Raw genomic sequence first — 26852 nt, forward strand, 5'->3', positions numbered from 1 at the left:
TTAGTTCCCCGTCGTAAATCTTAAGAAACAGAATTTTATGCTGTTATTCATTTTCTGTTCCTCTGTTGTGTTTTTAAGGTCAAAAAAAACCCCCGGACCTTTCGGTGCGGGGGTCTTAGTTCGTTAAGGCTTGATTCTTAAGCCTTTCCTCGTCCAAGTGCAGCCCCGCACGGTGGGATAATAATCACCACCACGCTAATCACGACCAGGCTAATCACTCGTAGAAGGGCTGTCATTTTTGTCGATTCTTGCATCTTGTTCGAAGGAATACCTAAAGAGTTACCATAGATTTCGCCAATAGCACAAGATTTTTTTCTTTTCATTTTTCTGACTCAGCTAACGGATTAATGAAAAATCATTGTTTTTTATACAAAAACAAAGAATTGAAAAAAATTCACTTTCCGGGCGAGAGTAAACCTCTTTTTCAGAAGGCCAGGGAAAGGGGAAACCTGACTGCGAGCCCCCTTCCAGTAAAAGAGAAAGCCCAGGAAAATTGCATTAAAAGTGCGGAATCCGCTGCGAATAAACATTATTTTGCAATGATATTGCAGAAAAGAGTTCAGACATAATAGTGGCATCTGGAGGGGCTATGTCACTGTCAATTGTTCATACACGCGCTGCGCTGGGTATCAATGCACCGGCGATTACTATCGAAGTGCATATCAGCAACGGTTTACCCGGTTTAACACTGGTGGGGTTACCAGAAACGACCGTCAAAGAGGCGCGCGACCGGGTACGCAGCGCGATCATTAATAGCGGATATGACTTTCCCGCAAAGAAAATCACCATCAATCTCGCCCCTGCTGATCTTCCCAAAGAGGGCGGGAGATATGATTTACCTATTGCTGTGGCGCTTCTGGTTGCATCTGAGCAGCTTACAACCCATAAACTCGACCAATATGAGTTAGTGGGTGAATTAGCGCTTACAGGTGCGTTACGCGGCGTTCCCGGCGCCATATCCAGTGCAACCGAAGCGATACGGGCGGGAAGGGGCATTATCGTGGCAAAAGAGAACGAAGAAGAAGTCGGGCTGATTGAGGGTGAAGGATGTCTGGTTGCCGATCATCTACAAGCCGTCTGTGCCTTCCTGGAAGAAAAACATGACCTTAGCCATCCTGTTGTCAGCAACGAAACTATCAGTGTGTCATCTGACGATCTCAGCGACATTATTGGTCAGGAGCAAGGGAAGCGCAGTCTTGAGATCACCGCCGCGGGTGGGCACAATCTGCTGTTAGTTGGCCCACCGGGTACAGGGAAAACGATGCTTGCCAGCCGTCTTAATGGTCTGTTGCCGGCATTAAGTAACGAAGAAGCCCTGGAAAGCGCTGCCATCCTCAGTCTGGTTAATTCAACCAGCGTGCAAAAATTGTGGAAACACCGACCTTTTCGCTCACCACACCACAGCGCATCCCTGACCGCGATGGTCGGTGGCGGTACCATCCCCGCGCCAGGCGAAATTTCTTTGGCACACAATGGCATACTGTTTCTTGATGAGTTGCCTGAGTTTGAACGACGGACATTAGATGCTCTACGTGAACCGATAGAGTCCGGTCAGATCCACCTTTCGCGCACGCGCGCTAAGATCACTTATCCTGCGCGCTTTCAATTGGTGGCGGCAATGAATCCCAGTCCCACGGGTCATTATCAGGGCAACCATAGCCGCAATACGCCTGAACAGACATTACGCTATCTCAGTCGGCTATCGGGCCCCTTTCTGGACCGCTTTGATCTTTCTCTTGAGATCCCTCTCCCGCCGCCTGGCATACTCAGCCAGCCCGGTGTAAAGGGAGAAAGCAGCCTTACAGTTAAACAACGGGTCATTGCAGCACGGGAACGTCAGCATAAACGCCAGGGAAAACTGAATGCGCACCTGCAAAACAGGGAGATACGTGAACACTGTCCGTTAACGGACGAAGACGCGCAGTGGCTTGAAGAGACACTCATCCATCTTGGATTGTCTATACGGGCCTGGCAGCGGTTATTGAAGGTATCGAGGACTATTGCCGATCTGGCGCAAGCCGAAGACATTTCACGGAGACACTTGCAGGAAGCCGTCAGCTACCGGGCGATAGATCGACTGCTTGCTCACCTGCAGAAACAACTGACATAAAAAAAGGGCCTTCGCCCTTTTTTTATTAGTCATCAGACTCTGTGTAGTCCTCAGCACCTTCCATCTGCGGTTTACCGCCGGACAGGGTGTGGAAACGTTTTGGACGCTTGATACGCGTCATATATTTGGACCAGACGCGTTCCGCTTCGGTCACTGGCTCACGTTCACCACGACATACCGCGACAAAGAGCTTCTCTTCTTCGGTAACCGGCTCGCGTTTGCCCAGATCCAGCTCGTTGAAGGCATAACCATGACGTTCAAGCAGTTGCGCCTCTTTGATGGTGAAATCACCATGACGAGAGAATCCGCGTGGATAATATTTGTTGTCGAAATATCGATTAGTCGTCGTAAAGCTTTCCGCCATCCTGCACGCTCCTAATTCTTTTGGCCGAGCTATTTATGGCGCGGAGTATTAGTTACGCTTGACAGAGTGTAAAACAAAACATTTAAATCATAACGACAAATAATTTTGCGGAGAGCACTGTGGATACGGAATTGTTAAAAACTTTCCTGGAAGTTAGCCGAACGCGCCACTTTGGCCGGGCTGCGGAAGCGCTCTACCTGACTCAGTCGGCGGTAAGCTTTCGCATCAGACAGTTGGAAAATCAACTGGGTGTGAATCTTTTTACCCGCCACAGAAATAATATCCGCTTAACGGCGGCCGGCGAGAAGCTTCTGCCCTATGCAGAAACGCTGATGAATACATGGCAGGCAGCACGCAAAGAGGTCGCCCATACATCACGGCATAATGAATTTTCAATCGGCGCCAGCGCCTCTCTGTGGGAGTGCATGCTCAACGGCTGGTTGGGACGTTTGTATCAGTCACAAGAGCCCCAGAACGGTCTGCAATTCGAAGCCCGTATTGCGCAGCGCCAGTCACTGGTAAAACAGTTGCATGAACGTCAGCTTGATCTGCTTATCACCACAGAAGCCCCAAAAATGGATGAGTTTAGCAGTCAGTTACTGGGGTATTTCACCCTGGCGTTATATTGCGCCAGCCCTTCAACGATGAAAGAGGCTCTGAACTATCTGCGCCTGGAGTGGGGACCGGACTTTCAACAGAACGAAGTGGGTTTGATTGCCGCCGATGAAGTCCCGGTACTCACCACCAGTTCTGCTGAACTGGCCAGACAGCAACTTCACGCTCTGAACGGTTGCACCTGGTTACCCACGCGTTGGGCAAAAGAGAAAGGTGGGTTGCATACCGTTGCAGATAGCGCAACGCTTTCACGTCCGTTGTACGCTATTTGGCTGCAAAATAGTGATAAACATGCACTGATCAAAGATCTTCTAAAGATAGATGTGCTGGAAGAGTAAGAAAAAACGAGGTTGGCAAGGATGCCAGAAAAGGAAGAGATCGGTATCTGGAGGTGTGTTTTACAGACAAAAAAAATCCTTAGCAGATGCTAAGGATTATTTTCTGGCAGGGGCGGAGAGACTCGAACTCCCAACACCCGGTTTTGGAGACCGGTGCTCTACCAATTGAACTACGCCCCTAATTAGGGTGGCGGAACGGACGGGACTCGAACCCGCGACCCCCTGCGTGACAGGCAGGTATTCTAACCAACTGAACTACCGCTCCACCGAATTTTTCTACAACCACTGATTTTTACATCAGTTTACTGCTTAATTTGATGCCTGGCAGTTCCCTACTCTCACATGGGGAGACCCCACACTACCATCGGCGCTACGGCGTTTCACTTCTGAGTTCGGCATGGGGTCAGGTGGGACCACCGCGCTACAGCCGCCAGGCAAATTCTGTTTTATCACCCCGTTTTCACGCAGTGACGTAATCTGAATCCAGGCTGAAAATTCTCTCTATTCCGCCAAAACATCTTCGGCGTTGTAAGGTTAAGCCTCACGGTTCATTAGTACCGGTTAGCTCAACGCATCGCTGCGCTTACACACCCGGCCTATCAACGTCGTCGTCTTCAACGTTCCTTCAGGACCCTTAAAGAGTCAGGGAGAACTCATCTCGGGGCAAGTTTCGTGCTTAGATGCTTTCAGCACTTATCTCTTCCGCATTTAGCTACCGGGCAGTGCCATTGGCATGACAACCCGAACACCAGTGATGCGTCCACTCCGGTCCTCTCGTACTAGGAGCAGCCCCCCTCAATTCTCCAGCGCCCACGGCAGATAGGGACCGAACTGTCTCACGACGTTCTAAACCCAGCTCGCGTACCACTTTAAATGGCGAACAGCCATACCCTTGGGACCTACTTCAGCCCCAGGATGTGATGAGCCGACATCGAGGTGCCAAACACCGCCGTCGATATGAACTCTTGGGCGGTATCAGCCTGTTATCCCCGGAGTACCTTTTATCCGTTGAGCGATGGCCCTTCCATTCAGAACCACCGGATCACTAAGACCTGCTTTCGCACCTGCTCGCGCCGTCACGCTCGCAGTCAAGCTAGCTTATGCCTTTGCACTAACCTCCTGATGTCCGACCAGGATTAGCTAACCTTCGTGCTCCTCCGTTACTCTTTAGGAGGAGACCGCCCCAGTCAAACTACCCACCAGACACTGTCCGCAACCCGGATCACGGGTCCACGTTAGAACACCAGCCATTAAAGGGTGGTATTTCAAGGTTGGCTCCACACGAACTGGCGTCCGCGCTTCAAAGCCTCCCACCTATCCTACACATCAAGGACCAGTGTTCAGTGTCAAGCTATAGTAAAGGTTCACGGGGTCTTTCCGTCTTGCCGCGGGTACACTGCATCTTCACAGCGAGTTCAATTTCACTGAGTCTCGGGTGGAGACAGCCTGGCCATCATTACGCCATTCGTGCAGGTCGGAACTTACCCGACAAGGAATTTCGCTACCTTAGGACCGTTATAGTTACGGCCGCCGTTTACCGGGGCTTCGATCAAGAGCTTCTCCGCGAGGATAACCCCATCAATTAACCTTCCGGCACCGGGCAGGCGTCACACCGTATACGTCCACTTTCGTGTTTGCACAGTGCTGTGTTTTTAATAAACAGTTGCAGCCAGCTGGTATCTTCGACTGATTTCAGCTCCACGAGCAAGTCGCTTCACCTACCTATCAGCGTGCCTTCTCCCGAAGTTACGGCACCATTTTGCCTAGTTCCTTCACCCGAGTTCTCTCAAGCGCCTTGGTATTCTCTACCTGACCACCTGTGTCGGTTTGGGGTACGATCTGATGTTACCTGATGCTTAGAGGCTTTTCCTGGAAGCAGGGCATTTGTTGCTTCAGCACCGTAGTGCCTCGTCATCACGCCTCAGTGTTAAAGTGAACCGGATTTACCTGGAACACACACCTACACGCTTAAACCGGGACAACCGTCGCCCGGCCAACATAGCCTTCTCCGTCCCCCCTTCGCAGTAACACCTGGTACAGGAATATTAACCTGTTTCCCATCGACTACGCCTTTCGGCCTCGCCTTAGGGGTCGACTCACCCTGCCCCGATTAACGTTGGACAGGAACCCTTGGTCTTCCGGCGAGCGGGCTTTTCACCCGCTTTATCGTTACTTATGTCAGCATTCGCACTTCTGATACCTCCAGCATGCCTCACAGCACACCTTCGCAGGCTTACAGAACGCTCCCCTACCCAACAACACATAGTGTCGCTGCCGCAGCTTCGGTGCATGGTTTAGCCCCGTTACATCTTCCGCGCAGGCCGACTCGACCAGTGAGCTATTACGCTTTCTTTAAATGATGGCTGCTTCTAAGCCAACATCCTGGCTGTCTGAGCCTTCCCACATCGTTTCCCACTTAACCATGACTTTGGGACCTTAGCTGGCGGTCTGGGTTGTTTCCCTCTTCACGACGGACGTTAGCACCCGCCGTGTGTCTCCCGTGATAACATTCTCCGGTATTCGCAGTTTGCATCGGGTTGGTAAGTCGGGATGACCCCCTAGCCGAAACAGTGCTCTACCCCCGGAGATGAATTCACGAGGCGCTACCTAAATAGCTTTCGGGGAGAACCAGCTATCTCCCGGTTTGATTGGCCTTTCACCCCCAGCCACAAGTCATCCGCTAATTTTTCAACATTAGTCGGTTCGGTCCTCCAGTTAGTGTTACCCAACCTTCAACCTGCCCATGGCTAGATCACCGGGTTTCGGGTCTATACCCTGCAACTTAACGCCCAGTTAAGACTCGGTTTCCCTTCGGCTCCCCTATTCGGTTAACCTTGCTACAGAATATAAGTCGCTGACCCATTATACAAAAGGTACGCAGTCACCCCATAAAAGAGGCTCCCACTGCTTGTACGTACACGGTTTCAGGTTCTTTTTCACTCCCCTCGCCGGGGTTCTTTTCGCCTTTCCCTCACGGTACTGGTTCACTATCGGTCAGTCAGGAGTATTTAGCCTTGGAGGATGGTCCCCCCATATTCAGACAGGATACCACGTGTCCCGCCCTACTCATCGAGCTCACAGCACATGCAGTTTTGTGTACGGGGCTGTCACCCTGTATCGCCGGCCTTTCCAGACCGTTCCACTACCACATATGCTGATTCAGGCTCTGGGCTGCTCCCCGTTCGCTCGCCGCTACTGGGGGAATCTCGGTTGATTTCTTTTCCTCGGGGTACTTAGATGTTTCAGTTCCCCCGGTTCGCCTCGTTAACCTATGTATTCAGTTAACGATAGTGCAACGAATTGCACTGGGTTTCCCCATTCGGACATCGCCGGCTATAGCGGTTCATATCACCTTACCGGCGCTTTTCGCAGATTAGCACGTCCTTCATCGCCTCTGACTGCCAGGGCATCCACCGTGTACGCTTAGTCGCTTAACCTCACAACCCGAAGATGTTTCTTTCGATTCATCATCGTGATTGCGAAAATTTGAGAGACTCGAACACACCATTAACGGTGTGTCGTTTCAATTTTCAGCTTGATCCAGATTTTTAAAGAGCAAATATCTCAAACATGACTCTGAAGTCAGTTTTGAGATATTGAGGCAGGTGACTTTCACTCACAAACCAGCAAGTGGCGTCCCCTAGGGGATTCGAACCCCTGTTACCGCCGTGAAAGGGCGGTGTCCTGGGCCTCTAGACGAAGGGGACACTGAAGTCTCAATCGCAAGACGCCTTGCTATTCACTTTTCATCAGACAATCTGTGTGGGCACTGCAAAGGCAGGTTCTTTAAGGTAAGGAGGTGATCCAACCGCAGGTTCCCCTACGGTTACCTTGTTACGACTTCACCCCAGTCATGAATCACAAAGTGGTAAGCGCCCTCCCGAAGGTTAAGCTACCTACTTCTTTTGCAACCCACTCCCATGGTGTGACGGGCGGTGTGTACAAGGCCCGGGAACGTATTCACCGTGGCATTCTGATCCACGATTACTAGCGATTCCGACTTCATGGAGTCGAGTTGCAGACTCCAATCCGGACTACGACATACTTTATGAGGTCCGCTTGCTCTCGCGAGGTCGCTTCTCTTTGTATATGCCATTGTAGCACGTGTGTAGCCCTGGTCGTAAGGGCCATGATGACTTGACGTCATCCCCACCTTCCTCCAGTTTATCACTGGCAGTCTCCTTTGAGTTCCCGGCCTAACCGCTGGCAACAAAGGATAAGGGTTGCGCTCGTTGCGGGACTTAACCCAACATTTCACAACACGAGCTGACGACAGCCATGCAGCACCTGTCTCACAGTTCCCGAAGGCACCAATCCATCTCTGGAAAGTTCTGTGGATGTCAAGACCAGGTAAGGTTCTTCGCGTTGCATCGAATTAAACCACATGCTCCACCGCTTGTGCGGGCCCCCGTCAATTCATTTGAGTTTTAACCTTGCGGCCGTACTCCCCAGGCGGTCTATTTAACGCGTTAGCTCCGGAAGCCACGCCTCAAGGGCACAACCTCCAAATAGACATCGTTTACGGCGTGGACTACCAGGGTATCTAATCCTGTTTGCTCCCCACGCTTTCGCACCTGAGCGTCAGTCTTCGTCCAGGGGGCCGCCTTCGCCACCGGTATTCCTCCAGATCTCTACGCATTTCACCGCTACACCTGGAATTCTACCCCCCTCTACGAGACTCAAGCCTGCCAGTTTCGAATGCAGTTCCCAGGTTGAGCCCGGGGATTTCACATCCGACTTGACAGACCGCCTGCGTGCGCTTTACGCCCAGTAATTCCGATTAACGCTTGCACCCTCCGTATTACCGCGGCTGCTGGCACGGAGTTAGCCGGTGCTTCTTCTGCGGGTAACGTCAATGGCTAAGGTTATTAACCTTAACCCCTTCCTCCCCGCTGAAAGTACTTTACAACCCGAAGGCCTTCTTCATACACGCGGCATGGCTGCATCAGGCTTGCGCCCATTGTGCAATATTCCCCACTGCTGCCTCCCGTAGGAGTCTGGACCGTGTCTCAGTTCCAGTGTGGCTGGTCATCCTCTCAGACCAGCTAGGGATCGTCGCCTTGGTGAGCCGTTACCTCACCAACAAGCTAATCCCATCTGGGCACATCTGATGGCAAGAGGCCCGAAGGTCCCCCTCTTTGGTCTTGCGACGTTATGCGGTATTAGCTACCGTTTCCAGTAGTTATCCCCCTCCATCGGGCAGTTTCCCAGACATTACTCACCCGTCCGCCACTCGTCAGCAAAGCAGCAAGCTGCTTCCTGTTACCGTTCGACTTGCATGTGTTAGGCCTGCCGCCAGCGTTCAATCTGAGCCATGATCAAACTCTTCAATTTAAGTTTGATGCTCGTAGAATTAAACGTCGTAATGAATTACGTGTTCACTCTTTGAGACTTGGTATTCATTTTTCGTCTTGCGACGTTAAGAATCCATGTCACTTTGAGTGCCCACACAGATTGTCTGATAAATTGTTAAAGAGCAGTGCCGCTTCGCTTTTTCTCAGCGGCGCGGGGTGTGCATAATACGCTTTCCCGCTTCAGAGTCAAGCATTTATTTCGCCTTTCTCTGTGGGCGTTCATCTCTGAACCCCGCTGACCCGGCGGCTTGCGTGCCGTTGTTCCGTGTCAGTGGAGGCGCATTATAGGGAGTTATTTCGGGCTGACAAGGGGAAATTTAAAATAATTTTCCGAGTGTTCCTTTTTTCACCAAAACCGGTATTAACGTGCCATAAAATAAGCGTTTTGCTGTTTTTGCAACCGCAATCACACTTCCTGGTGGCATACTAATGAGTAAGAAGAAGATAAAGGACAAAGAGTCATGCCTTTAAGCGCACAACAGTTGGCTGCACAGAAAAACCTTTCCTATGTCCTGGCTGAGAAGCTGGCGCAGCAGATCCTCAAAGGTGAATATGCCCCTGGTGCCATTCTCCCTGGCGAAATTGAGCTTGGCGAACAGTTTGGTGTGAGCCGGACCGCCGTTCGGGAAGCGGTTAAAACATTAACAGCCAAAGGGATGGTGCTGCCGCGCCCTCGCATTGGCACCCGCGTGATGCCACAGGCAAACTGGAACTTCCTCGATCAGGAGTTACTCACCTGGTGGATGACTGAAGAGAACTTTCAGCAGGTTATTGAACACTTTCTGGTGATGCGTATCAGCCTGGAGCCTCAGGCGTGCGCGCTGGCGGCAACAATTGGCACCGCGGAACAGAAAGCGCATCTGAATACATTAATGGAAGAGATGGTGGCGCTGAAAAAGAACTTTAAGCGCGAGCGCTGGATTGAAGTGGACATGGCCTGGCATGAACATATTTATGAAATGAGCGCGAACCCGTTCTTAACCTCTTTTGCCTCGTTGTTTCATTCTGTCTACCACACCTATTTTAATTCAATCACCTATAACACCGTCGTGAAGCTGGATTTGCATCAGGCGATTGTCGATGCCATTGCACAAAGCGACGGTGACGGTGCGTTTAAGGCCTGTCAGGCGCTACTGTTCGCCCCAAATGAACGTCCCGAAAATAACCAGGATTGTGCATGACCAACAAAAAAGCACGCAGTATGGCTGGATTGCCGTGGATAGCGGCAATGGCTTTCTTCATGCAGGCACTGGACGCCACTATTCTAAATACCGCTTTACCCGCCATTGCCCAGAGTCTCAATCGCTCCCCGCTGGCAATGCAGTCCGCAATTATCAGTTATACCCTGACGGTAGCCATGCTAATTCCGGTGAGTGGATGGCTGGCCGATCGCTTTGGTACCCGACGCGTATTCATGATCGCCGTGAGCTTGTTCACGCTCGGCTCACTCGCCTGTGCGCTTTCCAGTATGCTGCCAGAGTTGGTTATCTTTCGCGTAATTCAGGGGATTGGCGGCGCAATGATGATGCCCGTTGCTCGCCTGGCGTTATTAAGAGCTTACCCGCGCAGCGAACTGCTGCCGGTGCTGAATTTTGTGACGATGCCTGGACTGGTCGGCCCCATTCTGGGCCCGGTACTGGGAGGCGTTCTGGTCACCTGGGCCAGTTGGCACTGGATTTTCCTGATCAATATTCCGATAGGAATCGCTGGCATTTTATATGCGCGCAAATATATGCCGAACTTCACCACCCCTCGGCGCAAATTTGATATGACTGGCTTCTTTCTTTTCGGCCTGAGTCTGGTTCTCTTTTCCAGCGGGATGGAGTTATTTGGCGAGAAAATTGTCGCCACCTGGATAGCACTGACCATTATTCTGCTGAGTATTGTGTTACTGCTGGCTTATATTCGTCATGCGCGACGCCATCCCACCCCGCTCATTTCGTTATCATTATTTAAGACCCGCACTTTCTCTGTCGGCATTTCCGGCAACCTTGCTACCCGCCTGGGAACAGGGTGTGTGCCGTTCCTGATGCCATTGATGCTACAGGTAGGATTTGGCTTCCCGGCGCTGATTGCCGGTTGCATGATGGCGCCGACCGCGCTGGGTTCAATACTGGCAAAGTCGATGGTGACGCAGGTACTGCGCCGTCTGGGTTATCGAACCACACTGGTGGGCATTACGGTCTTTATCGGACTGATGATTGCGCAGTTTTCTCTGCAATCTCCCGCCATGCCCGTCTGGATGTTGATTCTGCCGTTATTCATTCTCGGGATGGCAATGTCGACGCAATTCACCGCAATGAACACCATTACGCTGGCCGATCTGACCGATGACAACGCCAGCAGCGGCAACAGCGTACTGGCTGTTACACAGCAGCTATCCATCAGTTTAGGGGTGGCTATCAGCGCAGCGGTATTGCGCATTTATGAAGGGATGGAAGGAACCAATACCGTTGAACAGTTCCACTACACCTTTATAACGATGGGTGCTATCACGATCGTATCCGCACTGATGTTCATGTTGCTAAGAGCCAAAGATGGCCGCAACCTGATCAAAGAGCGACACAAACCTACACCGAACCCCGCGCCATCAAAACAGGAGTAAGTTGCAAACGCTGCTGCTGTAGGGCGGGTTGCGCCATCCGATGAATCAGAACATCGATGGCCAGCTCACCCAGTTCATCTTTCGGCTGATGAATCGTGGTAAGCGGCGGCGTCATGTAACGCGCCAGTTCTATGTCATCGTAGCCAATCACAGCCATGTCCTGCGGAATTCGCAATCCGGCCTGGTACAACGCCTGATAAGCGCCTACCGCCATCGCATCGTTGCCGGCGAAAACCGCATGTGGACGCGGTTGATGAGAAAGCAGTTTCTGCATGGCTTCAAACCCACCGCCAAATTCAAAATCACCGGTAATTTCGTAACCGTCAGGGATATCCAGCCCGGCACGCTTCATCGCAGCGCGATACCCTTCCAGACGCAATCGCGCCGGGGTTTTATCCAACGGTCCGGTAATGCAGGCGATACGGGTAAAGCCTTTATCAATCAAATGCTGTGTCGCCAGGTCGCCGCCGAGCAACGAGTTATCCTGAATAAGATCGCTATCCCCTTCGCCATCAAAAGGCGACCAATCCATCATAACGGTGGGGATAGAAGGATAGCGCTGCATGATTTCACGCGATGGCTGGTGTGTTTCGGTACAGAGCAGCAGTAAACCGTCCACCCGCTTTTGCATCAGGGTTTCCAGATTACGGTTCATGCGCTGCTCATCGCCTTCGGTATTGCATAACACCAGGCTATAGCCGCGTTCAAAACAGCTGCGCTCAACGCCACGCACCAGTTCAGAATAAAAGGGGTTGGTACTCGCCGTAATCAGCATGCCGATGGTGCGCGTCTGATTCAGCTTCAGGCTGCGCGCCAGCGCAGAAGGGGCGTAATTTAACGACTTGATCGCCGCATCGACTTTTTCAGTTATCGCTTCACTGACAAAGCGATCCTTATTAATGACGTGCGAAACGGTCGAAGTGGAAACGCCCGCCAGGCGGGCAACATCCTTCATGGTAGCCAAGCGTTACCTCTGCTGACCTAAAAACGCCTCAATTTCATCACGCCACGGCACGGAAGGCTGTGCTCCTTTACGAGTCACCGCAATCGCCGCAGCGGCATGAGCAAAGCGAATCGCGTCAGACAACGGTTTTTCTTCCAGCAGAGCGGTGATCAGCGCGCCGTTGAAGGTATCGCCCGCAGCGATAGTATCGACAGCGTCAACGTTAAATCCAGGTATCCGACGGCCTTCGCCATTCACACTGGCCCAGACACCCCGGCTTCCTAAAGTAATCAATACGGTACGAATGCCTTTCGCATGCATCGCCTGGGATGCTTTCGCCGCGTCTTCATCGGTTTCAACACGGATCCCCGTCAGCTTTTCCGCTTCGGTTTCGTTGGGGGTGATGATATCCACCAGCGCCAGCAGTTCGTCGGATAACTCACGCGCCGGAGCCGGGTTCAGTGCCACAATCGTGTTGTTTTGCTTTGCGATTTTCGCGGCCGTCAGCACACTTTCTATCGGCGACTCCAGTTGCATCAACAATGCGGATGCCTGAGCAATACGCTCGCGCTGCGCCTCAACTAATGCAGGGGAAAGCGCCGCATTCGCGCCTGCATGGATGCCAATAACGTTTTCACCGTCGCCGTTCACAAAAATCAGCGCCACGCCGGTGGCCTCACCGCTAATGACACTGATCGGATCGACGTCAATGTTGTCACTGACAAGCTGTTTACGGATGTTACTTCCGATGTCGTCATCGCCCGTACAGGCAATGAACGCAATATTCGCCCCACTGCGACCCGCAGCCACCGCCTGATTCGCCCCTTTGCCGCCAAAAGCCACCTGATAGTGGTTTCCGGTAACGGTTTCACCCGGCGTTGGGAATGTTTTAAGGTTCAGGATATGGTCGGCATTAATACTGCCAAGAACGACAAGAGTGCCTGCGGTTTTCATGTTCGGGGTGTCCATCTGAGATCGCCACCGGTATTACCCGGTGGCGTATGCCACACTTTTCTTTATATTTAGTCCCTCAGGCGACGCGCGGTCGCCTGAATCGCCAGTTACTGCTTAATGACCAGCTTCAGGTCAACAGGGTACTTGGCCTGAACTTTCTCGCCTTTCAGTACCTTATCTGCCGTCTCAACGCCTTTCGCGCCGATCTGGTCCGGTAACTGTGCGATAGTCGCAGCCAGTTTGCCATCATTTACCGCTTTTTCGCCATCAGGCGTACCGTCAAATCCGACCACCATCACATCAGATTTACCTGCGGTTTGCAGAGCACGCAGCGCACCCAGCGCCATTTCATCGTTCTGTGCAAAGACAGCCTGCACGTCAGGATGCGCAGTCAGCAGGTTCTGCATGACGTTCAGACCTTTGGTACGGTCGAAGTCTGCCGGCTGACTGGCCAGAACGTTAAATTTGTGCGCCGCAACGGCCTGCTGGAAACCTTCGCCACGCTCACGTGCCGCAGAAGTCCCGGCAATACCTTGCAGTTCAATGACTTTTGCGCCTTCACCGGCTTTTTTGGCGATGTAATCACCGGCGATTTTCCCGCCCAGCACGTTATCAGATGCGATATGGCTAACGACATCACCTTTAGTTGCCTGGCGGTCAAGGGTAATAACCGGGATATTCGCCTGGTTCGCCATCTTCACCGCATTACCCACCGCGTCGGAATCCGTCGGGTTGATCAGCAGAATTTTAGTACCACGTACGGTTAAATCCTGAACGTTCGCCAGCTCTTTCGCCGGGTTGTTCTGGGAGTCCAGTACCACCAGGTTGTAACCCAGCTTGTCAGCCTCTTTCTGCGCCCCATCTTTCAGCGAGACAAAGAACGGGTTGTTAAGCGTGGAGACCACCAGCGCAATGGTATCTTTCGCCATTGCGTTCGCGCTCACGGTGGCGCTTAGCGCAACAGCAGAAACCAGGGTAGCCAGTTTTTTCATGTTCATATTTAAGATGTCCTGTAGTCGTTGTTACTGCTTTTTGTTGTCTACCAGTACCGCCAGCAAAATCACCACCGCTTTGACGATCATCTGGTAATAGGAGGAAACACCTAACAAATTCAAACCATTATTGAGGAAACCCAGAATTAATGCGCCGATCAAGGTCCCAACAATACGTCCTTTGCCGCCCGCCAGACTGGTCCCGCCCAGCACAACGGCCGCGATGGCATCCAGCTCGTAGCCCGTACCGGCAGTCGGCTGGGCAGAGGAGAGGCGCGCCACTTCAATGATGCCCGCCAGCGACGCCAGCAGCCCACACAGTGAATAGACGATAATCTTGATTTTACTGACGCTAATGCCAGACAGACGCGTTGCCGCTTCGTTACCGCCCAGCGCATAGATATAGCGACCCAGACGAGTGTGGTGCAACATGTACCATGCCGCCAGGAAAACAATCCCCATGATCCAGACCGGCGTCGGAACCCCCAGCGGGCGACCGATACCGAACCAGCCAAACAGATCGGCGTTATCGGTAAAGCCCGTGTTAACCGGACTCCCGTTGGTGTACACCATCGTCACGCCGCGCAGCAGTAACATCATGACCAGCGTGGCGATAAACGCCTGCACGCGGCCTTTTGCCACAATTACGCCTGTCACTGCACCTACCGCTGCACCTAATGCGAGGGCAGCGGCAACGGCCACCAGCGCGTTAACTTCAATCCCTACAATTGAAGCCGCCACCGCGCCGGCGAGCGCCAGCAAGGAACCGACGGACAAATCGATACCTGATGTCAGGATCACCAGCGTCATCCCCACCGCCATAATGGCGTTCACGGATGTCTGTTGAAGAATGTTGAACAGGTTATTGACGGTAAAAAAGTTAGGGCTCAACGTCGAGACAATCGCGATCAGCACCAGCAGGGCGATGAGCGACTTCTGCTCCATCAACCACGCTTTGGTGAAATAACGGCGACCAGAAACAGCCTGGGTAGTCATCTTTTTTACTCCTGATTCACGCGATTAAGCTTGCCCACAGCGGCAGCCATCAGAACTTCCTGGGTGGCCTGCTCGCGAGTGAATTCACCGCCGAGATGCCCTTCATGCATGACGATAATGCGATCGCTCATACCTAATACTTCTGGCATCTCAGAGGAGACCAGAATGATGCTCAGGCCGTCGGCCTTAAACTGGTTGATTAACTGATAAATTTCTTTCTTGGCCCCCACGTCCACGCCGCGGGTAGGTTCATCGAGGATCAGCACCTTCGGACGGGTCATCAGCCCACGGGCAATCGCCACTTTCTGCTGGTTGCCACCGGACAGCAGACCGATAGCCTGTTCCATCGACGGCGTTTTCACGTTGAACAAGCGGATAAAATCGCTTACCGCCTGCTGCTCATCCTTATGCTTCAGACTGCCGCCGCTGCGGCTGAAATAGCGCAGCGCGGTCAGCGACATATTCTCTTTCACTGACATACCGAGCACTAAACCGTCGCGCTTACGGTCTTCAGAAATATAGACGATGCCGTTCGCCAGTCCGTCCTGCGGAGAACGGGTGATCACTTCATGCCCGTCTAGCGTGACATAACCACTGGTGCGTGGCAGCGCGCCATACAGAACCTTCATCAGTTCGGTACGTCCAGCGCCCATCAGCCCCGAGATCCCTAATATTTCACCTTTACGCAGAGTAAAAGAGACATCGTTCACGCCAGGTCCGCACAGGTTATCGACCTTCAGACGGATGTCGCCAGGCGCTTTATCCAGGCGTGGATACTGTTCTTCGAGCTTACGTCCCACCATCATCTCAATCAGGGAGTCTTCGGTCAGCGAGGCCACTTCACGTTCGGCAATAAACTGCCCGTCGCGGAAAACGGTCACGTCATCGCAAATCTCGAAGATCTCTTTCATTCGGTGGGAAATATAGACAATGCCGCGCCCCTGCGACTTCAGTTCGCGGATCACGCGGAACAGAGATTCAGTTTCGGTATCGGTGAGCGCATCCGTCGGCTCATCCATAATGATGACTTTCGACTCAAAGCTCAGCACTTTGGCGATTTCAACCATCTGCTGGTCGCCGATTGACAACTCACCGACCAGGCGGTCGCTCTTAAAGCGCAGGTTGAGTTTATTTAACAGGATGTCCGCTTCGGCATACATTTTCTTCCAGTCGATTTTGCCAAAACGGTTAACGAATTCGCGGCCGAGGAAAATATTTTCCGCAATAGTCAGTTGCGGGATCAGGTTAAGTTCCTGATGGATGATGCCGATACCGGCTTCCTGGGACGATTTAGGGCCACTAAAGGTGGTTTCTTTACCCAGCCACAACAGCGAACCGGCATCGCGGGTATAGATACCGGTCAGCACTTTCATCATGGTGGATTTGCCGGCACCGTTTTCCCCCACCAGCGCCATCACGCGGCCGGGATAAACATTGAGTGCGGCGCCGGATAGAGCTTTCACGCCCGGGAACGCTTTATCGATCCCTTTGAGTTGCAGTAATGCGTCCATGACGGCCTCAGAAAGTGACGCCAGCACAGAGAATGATATTCGCATACGGGGAACACTCCCCGCTGCGAATTACCGCCTGACTGTCTGCGGTTTGTTTTTTAAATTGTTCATGCGTGGTGTAACGAATTTCTATGGTATTTCCCTGGTGTTGTTGCAGTTGCTCGATGTGGCTGAGCAACGTTTCGTGGAGCTGCGGATTATGTTGTTTAATTTCCGTCGCGAGAATGGCCGATTCAACCTGCATTTCACGGGTCACCACATCCAGTACCTGCATAAAAGAAGGTACGCCCTGGGTTAATGCCATATCGATACGCGTAGTACTGTTCGGGATAGGTAAACCTGCATCACACACCACCAGCGTATCGGTATGTCCCAGACGGGAGATCACCGATGAAATCTCTGAATTGAGTACAGTGCCTTTCTTCATTTTCTTACTCCACTAGCGAAACGTTTCGCTGGTATTCAGTGTAGTCTGAGAAGTGAGCAAATAACCATCATAACGTAACAGATTTGTGATCACCGTCGAAACGTTTCGCTAAGTGAAATGGAGACAGAGACAAAGCAGGGCTGGAGGAGAAGGAAAATGCCGGGCAAGCGTTGCGCCGCCCGGCTGGATTAACACGTTAAATCTCGACCTGTGTCCCCAGTTCAATCACGCGGTTAGGCGGGATCTCAAACTGGTCAGGCGCGCGCAGCGCGTTACGCTGGAGAAGAAGATACAGCTTGCCGCGCAGACGCAAATACCAGGGGCGTTTGCCGACGATTAACGACTCGTGCGACATAAAGAACGACGTTTCCATCATCCGGCAGCTCAATCCTTCAAGACCGCAACGATGGAAAACTTCTTCAACATTCGGCGTTTCACGCCAGCCGTAGCTGGCGACGACGCGCCAGAAGGTTGGCGACAACTGTTCAATCTGCACACGACGGACGTTATGCACGTACGGCGCATCTTCAGTCCGCAGCGTCAGCAGGATCACCCGCTCATGCAATACCTTGTTGTGCTTGAGGTTATGCATCAGAGCAAAGGGGATCACATTCAGCGCGCGAGACATATAAACCGCAGTACCCGGCACGCGTACCGGCGGGGATTTCTCCAGCGAGGCGATCATCGCTTCCAGAGAATTACCGTGCTCATGCATACGACGCAGCAGGCGGAAACGTTCGCTCTTCCAGGTGGTCATGATGGTAAACATCACCAGACCCAGCGATAGCGGCAACCAACCACCGGACAGCAGTTTGTCGAGGTTTGCCGAGAACAGCGGAATATCAATACACAGGAACGCGACGAGAATCAGCGCCACGAAGTACTTATTCCAGTGCCAGTTTTTACGCGCCACGGTAGTCGAGAGAATAGAGGTCAGCACCATCGTACCGGTCACGGCAATCCCGTATGCCGCCGCCAGGTTACTCGAGTGTTCGAAGCTGACAATCACAATCACCACCGCGATATAGAGCATCCAGTTAACGAACGGAATGTAGATCTGCCCGGACTCCATTTCTGACGTATGAATGATACGCATCGGCGACAGATATCCCAGGCGAACCGCCTGACGCGTCAACGAGAAGACGCCTGAAATCACCGCCTGAGAGGCGATCACCGTCGCCAGCGCCGCGATGATCAGCAGCGGAATCAAAGCCCAGTCCGGCGCCAACAGGAAGAACGGGTTTTTTATCGCTTCCGGATGTTTTAACAGCAGCGCGCCCTGTCCAAAGTAGTTGAGCACCAGCGATGGCAGTACCACGGTGAACCACGCCAGGCGGATGGGGAACTTACCAAAGTGCCCCATATCGGCATACAGCGCTTCGACGCCGGTAATCGACAGCACCACTGCGCCAAGCGCAATAAAGGAGACGGTTTTATATTCCAGAAAGAAATGTACCGCCCACATCGGGTTCAACGCCTGCAGCACTTCGGGGTTGGCAATAATGCTGCGCAGGCCAAGCACGGCCAGAATCAAAAACCAGGCCAGCATGATTGGCGCAAATAACTTCCCCACCATCCCGGTTCCGTGCTTTTGAATCATAAACAGCAGCGTCAGGACGATTATCGACAGCGGGACAATCCAGGTATCCAGTTGCGGCGCGACGATCTCCAGCCCTTCAATGGCCGACATCACCGAGATGGCCGGGGTGATCACCACCTCGCCATAAAAGAAGCTGCCGCCGATTAAGCCCATGATGACCAGCATAGAAGTCGTTCGAGCGGAGGTATTACGCCCCGCCAGCGACATCAGCGTCAGGATCCCCCCTTCGCCAGCGTTATCAGCACGCATGACGAAGGTCAGATACTTAATGGAAACAACAAAGATAAGTAGCCAGAAAATCAGCGACAAAAAACCAAAAACGGCATCGCGTTCAACGCCAAAACCAAACTGACCGGACAAACATTCACGAAGTGTATAAAGTGGGCTGGTACCAATATCACCGTAGACAACCCCAATGGCTGCGAGGGTTATCGCAGACAATGATTGCTTATTATCAGTGCTCATAGACTAGTCTTTCATATATAAAGAAATGTGTGCGTAGTCCCTTGGCCCACAAAAAGCGCACAGTATGCACGATTCAAAGCAAAATCGTACCCCTAAATGAGCCCAGATTAACCTGGCTCAAAGAAAAATAAACAGCCTCTCAGACAAGTTCAGCCTCTGGAGCGAAACGTCTATACTCGCTGTTAACGCAGTACATTTTATGAAAGGACGCCACTCTATTATGGCTCACCCACATTTATTAGCGGAAAGAATTTCCCGCCTGAGCATCGCGCTGGAAAAAGGTCTCTATGAGCGCAGTCACGCCATTCGGCTTTGCCTGCTGGCCGCCCTGAGCGGCGAAAGCGTTTTCTTGCTTGGTCCTCCGGGGATAGCCAAAAGCCTGATCGCCCGTCGGCTGAAATTTGCCTTCCAGAATGCGCGCGCGTTTGAATATCTGATGACGCGTTTCTCCACGCCGGAAGAGGTTTTTGGCCCGCTCTCTATTCAGGCGCTTAAAGATGAAGGTCGTTACGAACGCTTAACCACTGGTTATCTTCCCGAAGCGGAAATCGTCTTTCTCGATGAGATCTGGAAAGCGGGTCCGGCAATCCTCAATACGCTGCTGACTGCGATTAACGAACGTCATTTCCGTAACGGCGCGCACGAAGAAAAAATCCCCATGCGCCTGCTGGTGGCCGCCTCCAACGAACTGCCGGAAGCAGACAGCAGTCTGGAAGCGCTGTACGACCGTATGCTGATCCGTCTGTGGCTGGACAAAGTGCAGGACAAAGCTAACTTTCGTTCCCTGCTGATCAGCCAACAGGACGAAAGCGAAAACCCGGTCCCCACCTCACTGCAGGTGAGCGATGAAGAGTATTACCGGTGGCAGAAGGAGATTGGCGCGATTACGCTGCCCGATCATGTTTTTGAGCTGATTTTTACGCTGCGCCAGCAACTGGATAATCTACCGAATGCGCCTTACGTCTCAGACCGTCGCTGGAAAAAAGCGATTCGTCTGTTACAGGCCAGCGCCTTCTTTAGCGGGCGTGACGCTGTTGCCCCTATCGATCTCATTCTGCTGAAGGATTGCCTGTGGTATGACGCCCAGAGCCTGAACCTGATGCAGCAACAGCTCGAAATATTGATGACCGGACACGCCTGGCAACAGCAAACCATGCTGACGCGCCTCGGCGGCATCGTTCAGCAACGCATTCAGTTGCAGCAACAACAAAGCGATAAAACCGCTTTTACCGTGCTGCGTCAGGGAGGCATGTTCAGTCGTCGTCCGCATTACGATTTGCCCGCCGAGGTCACCGCGACAACGCTAACGCTACTCCTGCAAAAACCATTGAAATTGCATGATATGGAAGTGATCCACATCGCTTTTGATCGCAGCGCGCTGGAGCAATGGTTGACGAAAGGGGGCGAAATCCGCGGCAAACTTAACGGGATCGGTTTTGCCCAGACGCTGAATATGGAAGTCGATAGCGCCCAGCATCTGGTAGTGCGTGATGTCAGTCTACAAGGCACGCGACTGGCGCTTCCTGGTTCGTCGGAAGAAGCGATGCCCGGCGAAATCAAGCAACAACTGGAAGCGCTGGAAAATGACTGGCGCCAGCAGCATACCCGCTTTAGCGAACAGCAAAAGTGCCTGTTTATTCATAGCGACTGGTTAGGTCGTATTGAGGCCAGCCTTCAGGATGTTGGTGAGCAGATCCGTCAGGCGCAACAATGCTGACACTGGATACACTCAATGTCATGTTAGCCGTCAGTGAAGAGGGGATGATCGAAGAGATGATCCTCGCGCTACTGGCCTCGCCACAGCTGGCGGTTTTTTTTGAAAAATTTCCCCGTCTGAAAGCCGCAATCACAGACGATCTGCCGCGCTGGCGCGAAGCGCTTCGTAGTCGACTGAAAGATGCACGCGTACCGCCTGAGCTGACGGAAGAGGTCATGTGCTATCAGCAAAGCCAGCTCCTCTCCACCCCGCAGTTCATCGTCCAGCTACCGCAAATATTGACGCTGTTACACCGGCTACACTCGCCATATGCCGGACAGGCACAGCAACTGGTGGACAGCAATGCGGTATTCACCCCCGCCCTGCACACGCTCTTTTTACAACGCTGGCGCTTAAGTCTGGTGGTACAGGCCACCACGCTTAATCAGCAGCTACTTGAAGAGGAGCGTGAGCAGTTACTCAGTGAAGTTCAGGAACGAATGACCCTGAGCGGTCAACTGGATCCGGTTCTGGCAGAAAACGAAACCGCTGCAGGCCGCCTGTGGGATATGAGCGCAGGCCAGCTCAAACGCGGTGATTATCAGTTGATTGTGAAGTATGGCGATTTTCTGAGTGAACAGCCGGAATTGATGCGACTGGCAGAGCAACTGGGGCGTTCCAGAGAAGCCAAATCCGTTCCGCGAAAAGATGCGCCGATGGAGACCTTCCGCACGCTGGTGCGCGAGCCCGCAACGGTTCCTGAGCAGGTTGATGGTATTCAGCAAAGTGACGATATTCTGCGTCTGTTGCCGCCGGAACTGGCCACGCTCGGCATAACAGAACTGGAATATGAGTTCTACCGGCGGCTGGTGGAAAAACAACTGCTCACTTATCGTCTGCACGGTGAAGCCTGGCGCGAGAAGGTCACTGAACGGCCGGTGATTCATCAGGATTTCGACGAACAGCCGCGCGGGCCGTTCATTGTGTGCGTTGACACCTCCGGCTCAATGGGCGGATTTAATGAACAGTGCGCGAAGGCCTTCTGCCTTGCCCTGATGCGCATTGCTCTTGCCGATAACCGTCGTTGTTTCATCATGCTGTTTTCCACCGAAGTGGTGCGCTATGAGCTTTCCGGTCCACAAGGCATTGAGCAGGCAATCCGCTTTCTGAGCCAACGCTTTCGCGGTGGTACGGATATCGCCAGCTGTTTTCGCGCCATTATCGAACGCATGCAGGGACGGGAGTGGTTTGATGCCGATGCGGTGGTGATTTCAGATTTTATCGCCCAGCGGTTGCCTGACGACATAGTGAGTAAAGTCGGAGAGCTACAGCGTGTTCATCAACATCGCTTTCATGCCGTAGCGATGTCAGCACATGGCAAACCCGGCATCATGCGCATTTTCGATCATATCTGGCGCTTTGATACCGGGATGCGAAGCCGCCTGCTCAGACGCTGGCGGCGATAAGATTACAGCAGCGAAGCAACGCTTTCACGGACCTGCGCAGGCCATACGCCACACTGAACCTGACCAATGTGCGGCAGTTGCAGCAGCAGCATGGTTAAGCGCGACTGACCAATGCCGCCGCCGATAGTCTGCGGCATTTCACCGCGCAGCAGTGCCTGATGCCATTCCAGACTCAGGCGATCTTCATCACCGGTCAGCGCCAGCTGATGTTTCAGCGCGTCGGCATCGACACGGATCCCCATGGAAGAGAGTTCAAACGCATCTTCGAGCACCGGGTTCCAGACCAGAATATCGCCGTTCAGACCGGCATACCCCAGATCGGATGCGGAGCTCCAGTCATCATAGTCCGGCGCACGAACGTCATGGCGGTGACCGTCGCTGAGCTTGCCGCCAATCCCCACCAGGAAGACCGCGCCTAACTCTTTAGCGATCGCACGTTCACGACCTTTTGCATCAAGACCCGGATAACGGCTCAGTAATTCCTGGCTGTGCACAAAGTGGATCTGCTCAGGCAGGAACGGTGCCAGACCAAATTCTTTGCTTACCGCCGCTTCGGTCGCTTTAATTCCCGCCCAGATAGCCTCTACCGTGCTTTTCAGAGTGGAGAACTGACGCTCACCGTCGCCCATCACGCGTTCCCAGTCCCACTGATCGACATACACCGAGTGGAGCGGGGAGAGACGATCTTCATCCGGGCGCAGGGCTTTCATGTGCGTGTAAAGCCCTTCGCCGGCGCTGAAGTCGTGTTGTCCCAGTGTTTGACGCTTCCACTTCGCCAGCGAATGAACCACTTCGAACTGGGCATCTGGCAGCGCTTTCACTTTCACCTGCACCGCTTTTTCACAGCCCGACAAGTTATCCTGCGTGCCATCCCCTACACGGCTGAGGATCGGTGCCTGGACTTCAATCAGACCCAGACGCTCCTCCAGTTGACGAGAGAAGTGAGATTTCACGAAGCTAATTTGGCGTTGTTTGGCAATATAAGCGGTTTTCATTTTTTTACTCCTGCGTCCTGTTGCCTATGATTAAGCAACAGAATGGGGTCAACATTCAATAATCAACAAACAAAAAGCCGAATTCGATTTTGATTCGTTAAAATTACCCGCTAAAATAGAGTGAATCATCAATACACATAAGAAAAACCTATGGAAAATTATCAGATCGACAATCTGGACCGCGGCATTCTTGATGCCTTAATGGAAAATGCCCGTACCGCCTATGCCGAACTGGCAAAACAGTTTGGCGTCAGTCCGGGGACTATTCACGTGCGCGTGGAGAAAATGAAACAGGCGGGGATCATCACCGGCGCGCGCATTGACGTCAGCCCGAAGCAACTCGGTTATGACGTCGGCTGCTTTATCGGCATCATTCTCAAAAGCGCCAAAGACTATCCTTCAGCGTTGGCCAGACTGGAAAGCCTGGATGAAGTCACTGAGGCGTACTACACCACCGGCCACTACAGCATCTTTATTAAGGTCATGTGCCGGTCGATTGATGCGCTCCAGCATGTACTTATCAACAAGATCCAAACAATTGATGAAATTCAGTCCACCGAGACGCTGATCGTCCTGCAGAACCCGATCATGCGTACCATCAAGCCGTGATCGCCTTTTTTAATCCCACATTTTTCCACAGGTAGATCCCAGCTCACTCACAGCGTACAATAGCCCTTCTTTAACAGGATGGGCTCGTATGGCTGACATAACTCTTATTAGCGGCAGCACCCTCGGCGGCGCTGAATATGTTGCAGAACACCTGGCTGAAAAGCTGGAAGATGCCGGTTTTTCTACTGAAACCCTGCACGGCCCGCTGTTAGAGGATCTTTCAACCTCCGGGATCTGGCTGGTCATCAGCTCCACGCACGGTGCGGGAGACATTCCGGATAACCTTGTTCCTTTATATGAAGATCTTCAAGCGCAAAAACCGGATCTGTCGCAGGTTCGTTTTGGCGCGATCGGTATCGGCAGTCGCGAATATGACACCTTCTGTGGCGCTATCGAGAAGATCGAAGCCGAACTGAAGCATTCCGGTGCCAGACAGATCGGCGAAACGCTGAAGATCAACATCCTTGAACACGATATTCCGGAAGATCCGGCAGAAGCCTGGCTGGGATCCTGGATTAATTTACTCAAATAAGTGTAAAGATCGTGCGATCGAGTGTGGATAACTCTGTCAGGAACCTTGGATCAACTGGTAGTTATCCAAAGAATAACCGTTGTTCAGTTTTTGAGTTGTGCATAACCCTTCATTCTGATCCCAGCTTATACGGACCAGGATCACCGATCATTCACAGCTAATGATCCTTACCAACGTATTGATCTTAATACCTGGATCCGGCTTATCCACAGCCAATGGCGATCCTAATAAGAGATCACAATAGAACAGATCTCTAAATAAAAAGATCTTCTTTTTAATACCCAGGATCCCGGGGACTTTCTCAAGCCGACAAAGTTGAGTAGAATCCACCGCCCGGGCTTCAATCCATTTTCACACCGCGTTATGCGAGGCAATTACCATGTTTTATCCGGATCCTTTTGACGTCATCATCATTGGCGGGGGTCATGCAGGCACTGAGGCCGCGATGGCCGCAGCGCGTATGGGTCAACAAACCCTGCTTTTGACACACAATATCGACACACTGGGGCAGATGAGCTGCAACCCGGCGATTGGCGGTATTGGGAAGGGACACCTGGTAAAAGAAGTGGATGCGCTCGGCGGGCTGATGGCACAAGCAATCGACCAGGCAGGTATCCAGTTTAGGATACTAAACGCGAGCAAAGGACCGGCGGTTCGCGCCACCCGTGCTCAGGCGGATCGTGTGCTGTATCGTCAGGCGGTACGTACCGCGCTGGAGAACCAACCCAACCTGATGATCTTCCAGCAGGCGGTTGAAGATCTGATTGTTGAAAACGATCGTGTCGTTGGTGCCGTGACCCAGATGGGGCTGAAATTCCGCGCCAAAGCGGTCGTGTTGACCGTTGGAACCTTCCTTGACGGCAAAATTCATATTGGTCTGGATAACTACAGCGGTGGCCGTGCTGGCGATCCGCCGTCCATTCCGCTCTCTCGCCGTCTGCGCGAACTGCCGCTGCGCGTAAGCCGTCTTAAAACCGGCACCCCGCCGCGTATCGATGCGCGCACGATTAATTTCAGCGTACTGGCGCAGCAGCATGGCGACAACCCAATGCCGGTCTTCTCGTTCATGGGCAATGCTGCCCAGCATCCGCAACAGGTGCCGTGCTATATCACGCACACCAACGAGAAAACCCATGACGTGATCCGCAATAATCTCGATCGTAGCCCAATGTATGCCGGCGTGATCGAAGGGATCGGGCCGCGTTATTGCCCGTCGATCGAAGACAAAGTGATGCGCTTTGCCGATCGTAACCAGCACCAGATCTTCCTGGAGCCGGAAGGACTAACCTCAAACGAAATTTACCCTAACGGGATCTCCACCAGCCTGCCTTTCGACGTGCAGATGCAGATTGTCCGCTCCATGGAAGGGATGGAGAACGCGAAAATCGTTCGTCCGGGCTACGCCATTGAGTATGACTTTTTCGACCCGCGCGACCTGAAACCGACGCTGGAAAGCAAATTTATCCAGGGTCTGTTCTTCGCTGGACAAATTAACGGCACAACCGGCTACGAAGAAGCTGCCGCGCAGGGCCTGCTTGCAGGGCTCAACGCCGCGCGTCTGTCCGCAGACAAAGAGGGGTGGGCGCCGGCGCGTTCTCAGGCATATCTCGGCGTACTGGTTGATGACCTGTGCACGCTGGGGACCAAAGAACCGTACCGCATGTTCACCTCGCGTGCCGAATACCGTCTGATGTTGCGCGAAGACAACGCCGATCTGCGTCTGACCGAAATGGGGCGTGAACTGGGTCTGGTGGATGACGTGCGTTGGGCTCGCTTCAACGAGAAGCTGGAGAACATCGAACGCGAACGTCAGCGCATGAAATCCACCTGGGTGACGCCTGCGGCGGAATCGGCCAACGAAGTGAACGCTCACCTTACTGCGCCGCTGTCTCGTGAAGCCAGTGGCGAAGATCTGCTGCGTCGTCCGGAAATGACCTATGCACAGCTCACGACCCTGACGCCGTTTGCCCCCGCACTGGAAGACGTGCAGGCTGCTGAGCAGGTCGAAATCCAGGTCAAGTACGAAGGCTATATCGCGCGTCAACAGGATGAGATTGATAAACAGCTGCGCAATGAAAACACGCTGCTGCCTGCCACGCTGGATTACCGCCAGGTATCCGGCCTGTCGAACGAAGTGATTGCCAAGCTGAACGATCACAAACCGGTTTCGATCGGTCAGGCGTCGCGTATCTCCGGCGTTACGCCAGCCGCTATCTCCATTCTGCTGGTGTGGCTAAAAAAACAAGGTATGCTGCGCCGCAGCGCTTAATGTGTTGAACG

20 protein-coding genes, 3 tRNA genes and 3 rRNA genes are annotated in these 26852 nt (G+C 52.8%); 9 read left to right on the top strand and 17 right to left on the bottom strand.

Going from position 1 to position 26852, the window contains the following annotated elements; translation table 11 throughout:
* The gene (ilvX, locus tag AL479_RS24025; RefSeq protein ID WP_193388322.1) at positions 1-51 is read right to left on the bottom strand and encodes a peptide IlvX; all 51 of its coding nucleotides are present in this window, start codon (positions 49-51) and stop codon (positions 1-3) included.
* Between the two features lie 86 nt (positions 52-137).
* A complete protein-coding gene (ilvL, locus tag AL479_RS08705; protein ID WP_001311244.1) occupies positions 138-236 on the bottom strand; it encodes an ilv operon leader peptide in 99 nt (32 codons plus the stop codon).
* 353 nt (positions 237-589) lie between these two features.
* Here ilvL and AL479_RS08715 point away from each other — a divergent pair, with 353 nt between their 5' ends.
* Positions 590-2110 carry a YifB family Mg chelatase-like AAA ATPase gene (locus tag AL479_RS08715; RefSeq protein ID WP_061075797.1) on the top strand — a complete coding sequence of 507 codons (1521 nt, stop codon included), beginning with the start codon at positions 590-592 and terminating at the stop codon, positions 2108-2110.
* 25 nt (positions 2111-2135) lie between these two features.
* Here AL479_RS08715 and maoP read toward each other — a convergent pair whose 3' ends face one another.
* Positions 2136-2474, bottom strand: a complete 339-nt coding sequence (gene maoP, locus AL479_RS08720; protein WP_042326051.1) for a macrodomain Ori organization protein MaoP — start codon at positions 2472-2474, stop codon at positions 2136-2138.
* A gap of 119 nt (positions 2475-2593) precedes the next feature.
* Between maoP and hdfR the strand changes: the two genes are divergently transcribed.
* On the top strand, positions 2594-3427 hold the full coding sequence (gene hdfR / locus AL479_RS08725; RefSeq protein ID WP_061075798.1) for an HTH-type transcriptional regulator HdfR: 834 nt from the start codon (positions 2594-2596) through the stop codon (positions 3425-3427).
* Between the two features lie 104 nt (positions 3428-3531).
* Here hdfR and AL479_RS08730 read toward each other — a convergent pair.
* The 6 genes from AL479_RS08730 to AL479_RS08755 all read right to left on the bottom strand — a co-directional run bounded on the left by AL479_RS08730 (position 3532) and on the right by AL479_RS08755 (position 8761).
* Positions 3532-3607, bottom strand: a tRNA-Trp gene (locus tag AL479_RS08730).
* 8 nt (positions 3608-3615) lie between these two features.
* A tRNA-Asp gene (locus tag AL479_RS08735) sits at positions 3616-3692 on the bottom strand.
* A gap of 54 nt (positions 3693-3746) precedes the next feature.
* Positions 3747-3862: ribosomal RNA gene (gene rrf, locus AL479_RS08740) — 5S ribosomal RNA — on the bottom strand.
* A 95-nt stretch (positions 3863-3957) separates the two neighbouring features.
* Positions 3958-6864: ribosomal RNA gene (locus AL479_RS08745) — 23S ribosomal RNA — on the bottom strand.
* Between the two features lie 194 nt (positions 6865-7058).
* Positions 7059-7134, bottom strand: a tRNA-Glu gene (locus AL479_RS08750).
* An 85-nt stretch (positions 7135-7219) separates the two neighbouring features.
* A 16S ribosomal RNA gene (locus AL479_RS08755) occupies positions 7220-8761 on the bottom strand.
* Together the 16S, 23S and 5S rRNA genes with 3 tRNA genes alongside form the textbook arrangement of a ribosomal RNA operon.
* Before the next feature lie 481 nt (positions 8762-9242).
* Between AL479_RS08755 and AL479_RS08760 the strand changes: the two genes are divergently transcribed.
* Complete coding sequence (locus tag AL479_RS08760) at positions 9243-9962, top strand: FadR/GntR family transcriptional regulator (protein WP_061075799.1); 720 nt, start codon at positions 9243-9245, stop codon at positions 9960-9962.
* Positions 9959-11386, top strand: a complete 1428-nt coding sequence (mdtD, locus tag AL479_RS08765) for a multidrug transporter subunit MdtD (protein ID WP_061075800.1) — start codon at positions 9959-9961, stop codon at positions 11384-11386. Before AL479_RS08760 ends, mdtD begins: the two co-directional genes overlap by 4 nt.
* On the opposite strand, the gene rbsR is transcribed toward mdtD, so the two are convergent.
* The 7 genes from rbsR to kup all read right to left on the bottom strand — a co-directional run bounded on the left by rbsR (position 11352) and on the right by kup (position 19274).
* Positions 11352-12350, bottom strand: a complete 999-nt coding sequence (gene rbsR / locus AL479_RS08770) for a ribose operon transcriptional repressor RbsR (protein ID WP_081093651.1) — start codon at positions 12348-12350, stop codon at positions 11352-11354. The genes mdtD and rbsR overlap by 35 nt on opposite strands.
* Positions 12351-12353: 3 nt before the next feature.
* The gene (gene rbsK, locus AL479_RS08775; RefSeq protein ID WP_061077951.1) at positions 12354-13283 is read right to left on the bottom strand and encodes a ribokinase; all 930 of its coding nucleotides are present in this window, start codon (positions 13281-13283) and stop codon (positions 12354-12356) included.
* A gap of 107 nt (positions 13284-13390) precedes the next feature.
* On the bottom strand, positions 13391-14281 hold the full coding sequence (gene rbsB, locus AL479_RS08780; RefSeq protein WP_042998766.1) for a ribose ABC transporter substrate-binding protein RbsB: 891 nt from the start codon (positions 14279-14281) through the stop codon (positions 13391-13393).
* 24 nt (positions 14282-14305) lie between these two features.
* On the bottom strand, positions 14306-15271 hold the full coding sequence (gene rbsC / locus AL479_RS08785) for a ribose ABC transporter permease (RefSeq protein WP_105291737.1): 966 nt from the start codon (positions 15269-15271) through the stop codon (positions 14306-14308).
* 5 nt (positions 15272-15276) lie between these two features.
* Positions 15277-16782 (bottom strand): ribose ABC transporter ATP-binding protein RbsA, encoded by a 1506-nt coding sequence (gene rbsA, locus AL479_RS08790; RefSeq protein WP_061075802.1) that lies wholly within the window; start codon positions 16780-16782, stop codon positions 15277-15279.
* Between the two features lie 7 nt (positions 16783-16789).
* Positions 16790-17209 (bottom strand): D-ribose pyranase, encoded by a 420-nt coding sequence (gene rbsD / locus AL479_RS08795; protein ID WP_061075803.1) that lies wholly within the window; start codon positions 17207-17209, stop codon positions 16790-16792.
* Between the two features lie 196 nt (positions 17210-17405).
* Positions 17406-19274 carry a low affinity potassium transporter Kup gene (gene kup, locus AL479_RS08800; RefSeq protein ID WP_061075804.1) on the bottom strand — a complete coding sequence of 623 codons (1869 nt, stop codon included), beginning with the start codon at positions 19272-19274 and terminating at the stop codon, positions 17406-17408.
* A 220-nt stretch (positions 19275-19494) separates the two neighbouring features.
* Here kup and ravA point away from each other — a divergent pair, with 220 nt between their 5' ends.
* Together ravA and viaA are read left to right on the top strand one after the other, a co-directional pair.
* On the top strand, positions 19495-20991 hold the full coding sequence (gene ravA, locus AL479_RS08805) for an ATPase RavA (RefSeq protein WP_061075805.1): 1497 nt from the start codon (positions 19495-19497) through the stop codon (positions 20989-20991).
* Entirely contained in the window at positions 20985-22436 is a 1452-nt protein-coding gene (gene viaA / locus AL479_RS08810; RefSeq protein WP_061075806.1) for an ATPase RavA stimulator ViaA, read from the top strand. The genes ravA and viaA overlap by 7 nt, the downstream gene beginning before the upstream one ends.
* Positions 22437-22438: 2 nt before the next feature.
* Here the strand turns inward: viaA and asnA are convergent, their stop codons facing one another.
* On the bottom strand, positions 22439-23431 hold the full coding sequence (asnA, locus tag AL479_RS08815) for an aspartate--ammonia ligase (RefSeq protein ID WP_061075807.1): 993 nt from the start codon (positions 23429-23431) through the stop codon (positions 22439-22441).
* A 150-nt stretch (positions 23432-23581) separates the two neighbouring features.
* Between asnA and asnC the strand changes: the two genes are divergently transcribed.
* The 3 genes from asnC (at position 23582) to mnmG (ending at position 26841) form a co-directional block, all read left to right on the top strand.
* Positions 23582-24040 (top strand): transcriptional regulator AsnC, encoded by a 459-nt coding sequence (gene asnC, locus AL479_RS08820; protein WP_042323573.1) that lies wholly within the window; start codon positions 23582-23584, stop codon positions 24038-24040.
* A gap of 88 nt (positions 24041-24128) precedes the next feature.
* Complete coding sequence (gene mioC, locus AL479_RS08825) at positions 24129-24572, top strand: FMN-binding protein MioC (protein WP_061075808.1); 444 nt, start codon at positions 24129-24131, stop codon at positions 24570-24572.
* A 379-nt stretch (positions 24573-24951) separates the two neighbouring features.
* Positions 24952-26841 (top strand): tRNA uridine-5-carboxymethylaminomethyl(34) synthesis enzyme MnmG, encoded by a 1890-nt coding sequence (mnmG, locus tag AL479_RS08830; protein WP_061075809.1) that lies wholly within the window; start codon positions 24952-24954, stop codon positions 26839-26841.
* Positions 26842-26852 lie beyond the last annotated feature (11 nt).

The sequence above is a fragment of the Citrobacter amalonaticus genome (assembly GCF_001559075.2).
Taxonomy (GTDB): Bacteria; Pseudomonadota; Gammaproteobacteria; order Enterobacterales; family Enterobacteriaceae; genus Citrobacter_A; species Citrobacter_A amalonaticus_F.

Coding starts and splice junctions, on each gene's coding strand:
- ilvL (WP_001311244.1), bottom strand. CDS start 236: ATGACAGCCCTTCTACGAGTGATTAGCCTGGTCGTGATTAGCGTGGTG.
- AL479_RS08715 (WP_061075797.1), top strand. CDS start 590: ATGTCACTGTCAATTGTTCATACACGCGCTGCGCTGGGTATCAATGCA.
- maoP (WP_042326051.1), bottom strand. CDS start 2,474: ATGGCGGAAAGCTTTACGACGACTAATCGATATTTCGACAACAAATAT.
- AL479_RS08760 (WP_061075799.1), top strand. CDS start 9,243: ATGCCTTTAAGCGCACAACAGTTGGCTGCACAGAAAAACCTTTCCTAT.
- mdtD (WP_061075800.1), top strand. CDS start 9,959: ATGACCAACAAAAAAGCACGCAGTATGGCTGGATTGCCGTGGATAGCG.
- rbsK (WP_061077951.1), bottom strand. CDS start 13,283: ATGAAAACCGCAGGCACTCTTGTCGTTCTTGGCAGTATTAATGCCGAC.
- rbsB (WP_042998766.1), bottom strand. CDS start 14,281: ATGAACATGAAAAAACTGGCTACCCTGGTTTCTGCTGTTGCGCTAAGC.
- rbsC (WP_105291737.1), bottom strand. CDS start 15,271: ATGACTACCCAGGCTGTTTCTGGTCGCCGTTATTTCACCAAAGCGTGG.
- rbsA (WP_061075802.1), bottom strand. CDS start 16,782: ATGGACGCATTACTGCAACTCAAAGGGATCGATAAAGCGTTCCCGGGC.
- rbsD (WP_061075803.1), bottom strand. CDS start 17,209: ATGAAGAAAGGCACTGTACTCAATTCAGAGATTTCATCGGTGATCTCC.
- kup (WP_061075804.1), bottom strand. CDS start 19,274: ATGAGCACTGATAATAAGCAATCATTGTCTGCGATAACCCTCGCAGCC.
- ravA (WP_061075805.1), top strand. CDS start 19,495: ATGGCTCACCCACATTTATTAGCGGAAAGAATTTCCCGCCTGAGCATC.
- viaA (WP_061075806.1), top strand. CDS start 20,985: ATGCTGACACTGGATACACTCAATGTCATGTTAGCCGTCAGTGAAGAG.
- asnA (WP_061075807.1), bottom strand. CDS start 23,431: ATGAAAACCGCTTATATTGCCAAACAACGCCAAATTAGCTTCGTGAAA.
- asnC (WP_042323573.1), top strand. CDS start 23,582: ATGGAAAATTATCAGATCGACAATCTGGACCGCGGCATTCTTGATGCC.
- mioC (WP_061075808.1), top strand. CDS start 24,129: ATGGCTGACATAACTCTTATTAGCGGCAGCACCCTCGGCGGCGCTGAA.
- mnmG (WP_061075809.1), top strand. CDS start 24,952: ATGTTTTATCCGGATCCTTTTGACGTCATCATCATTGGCGGGGGTCAT.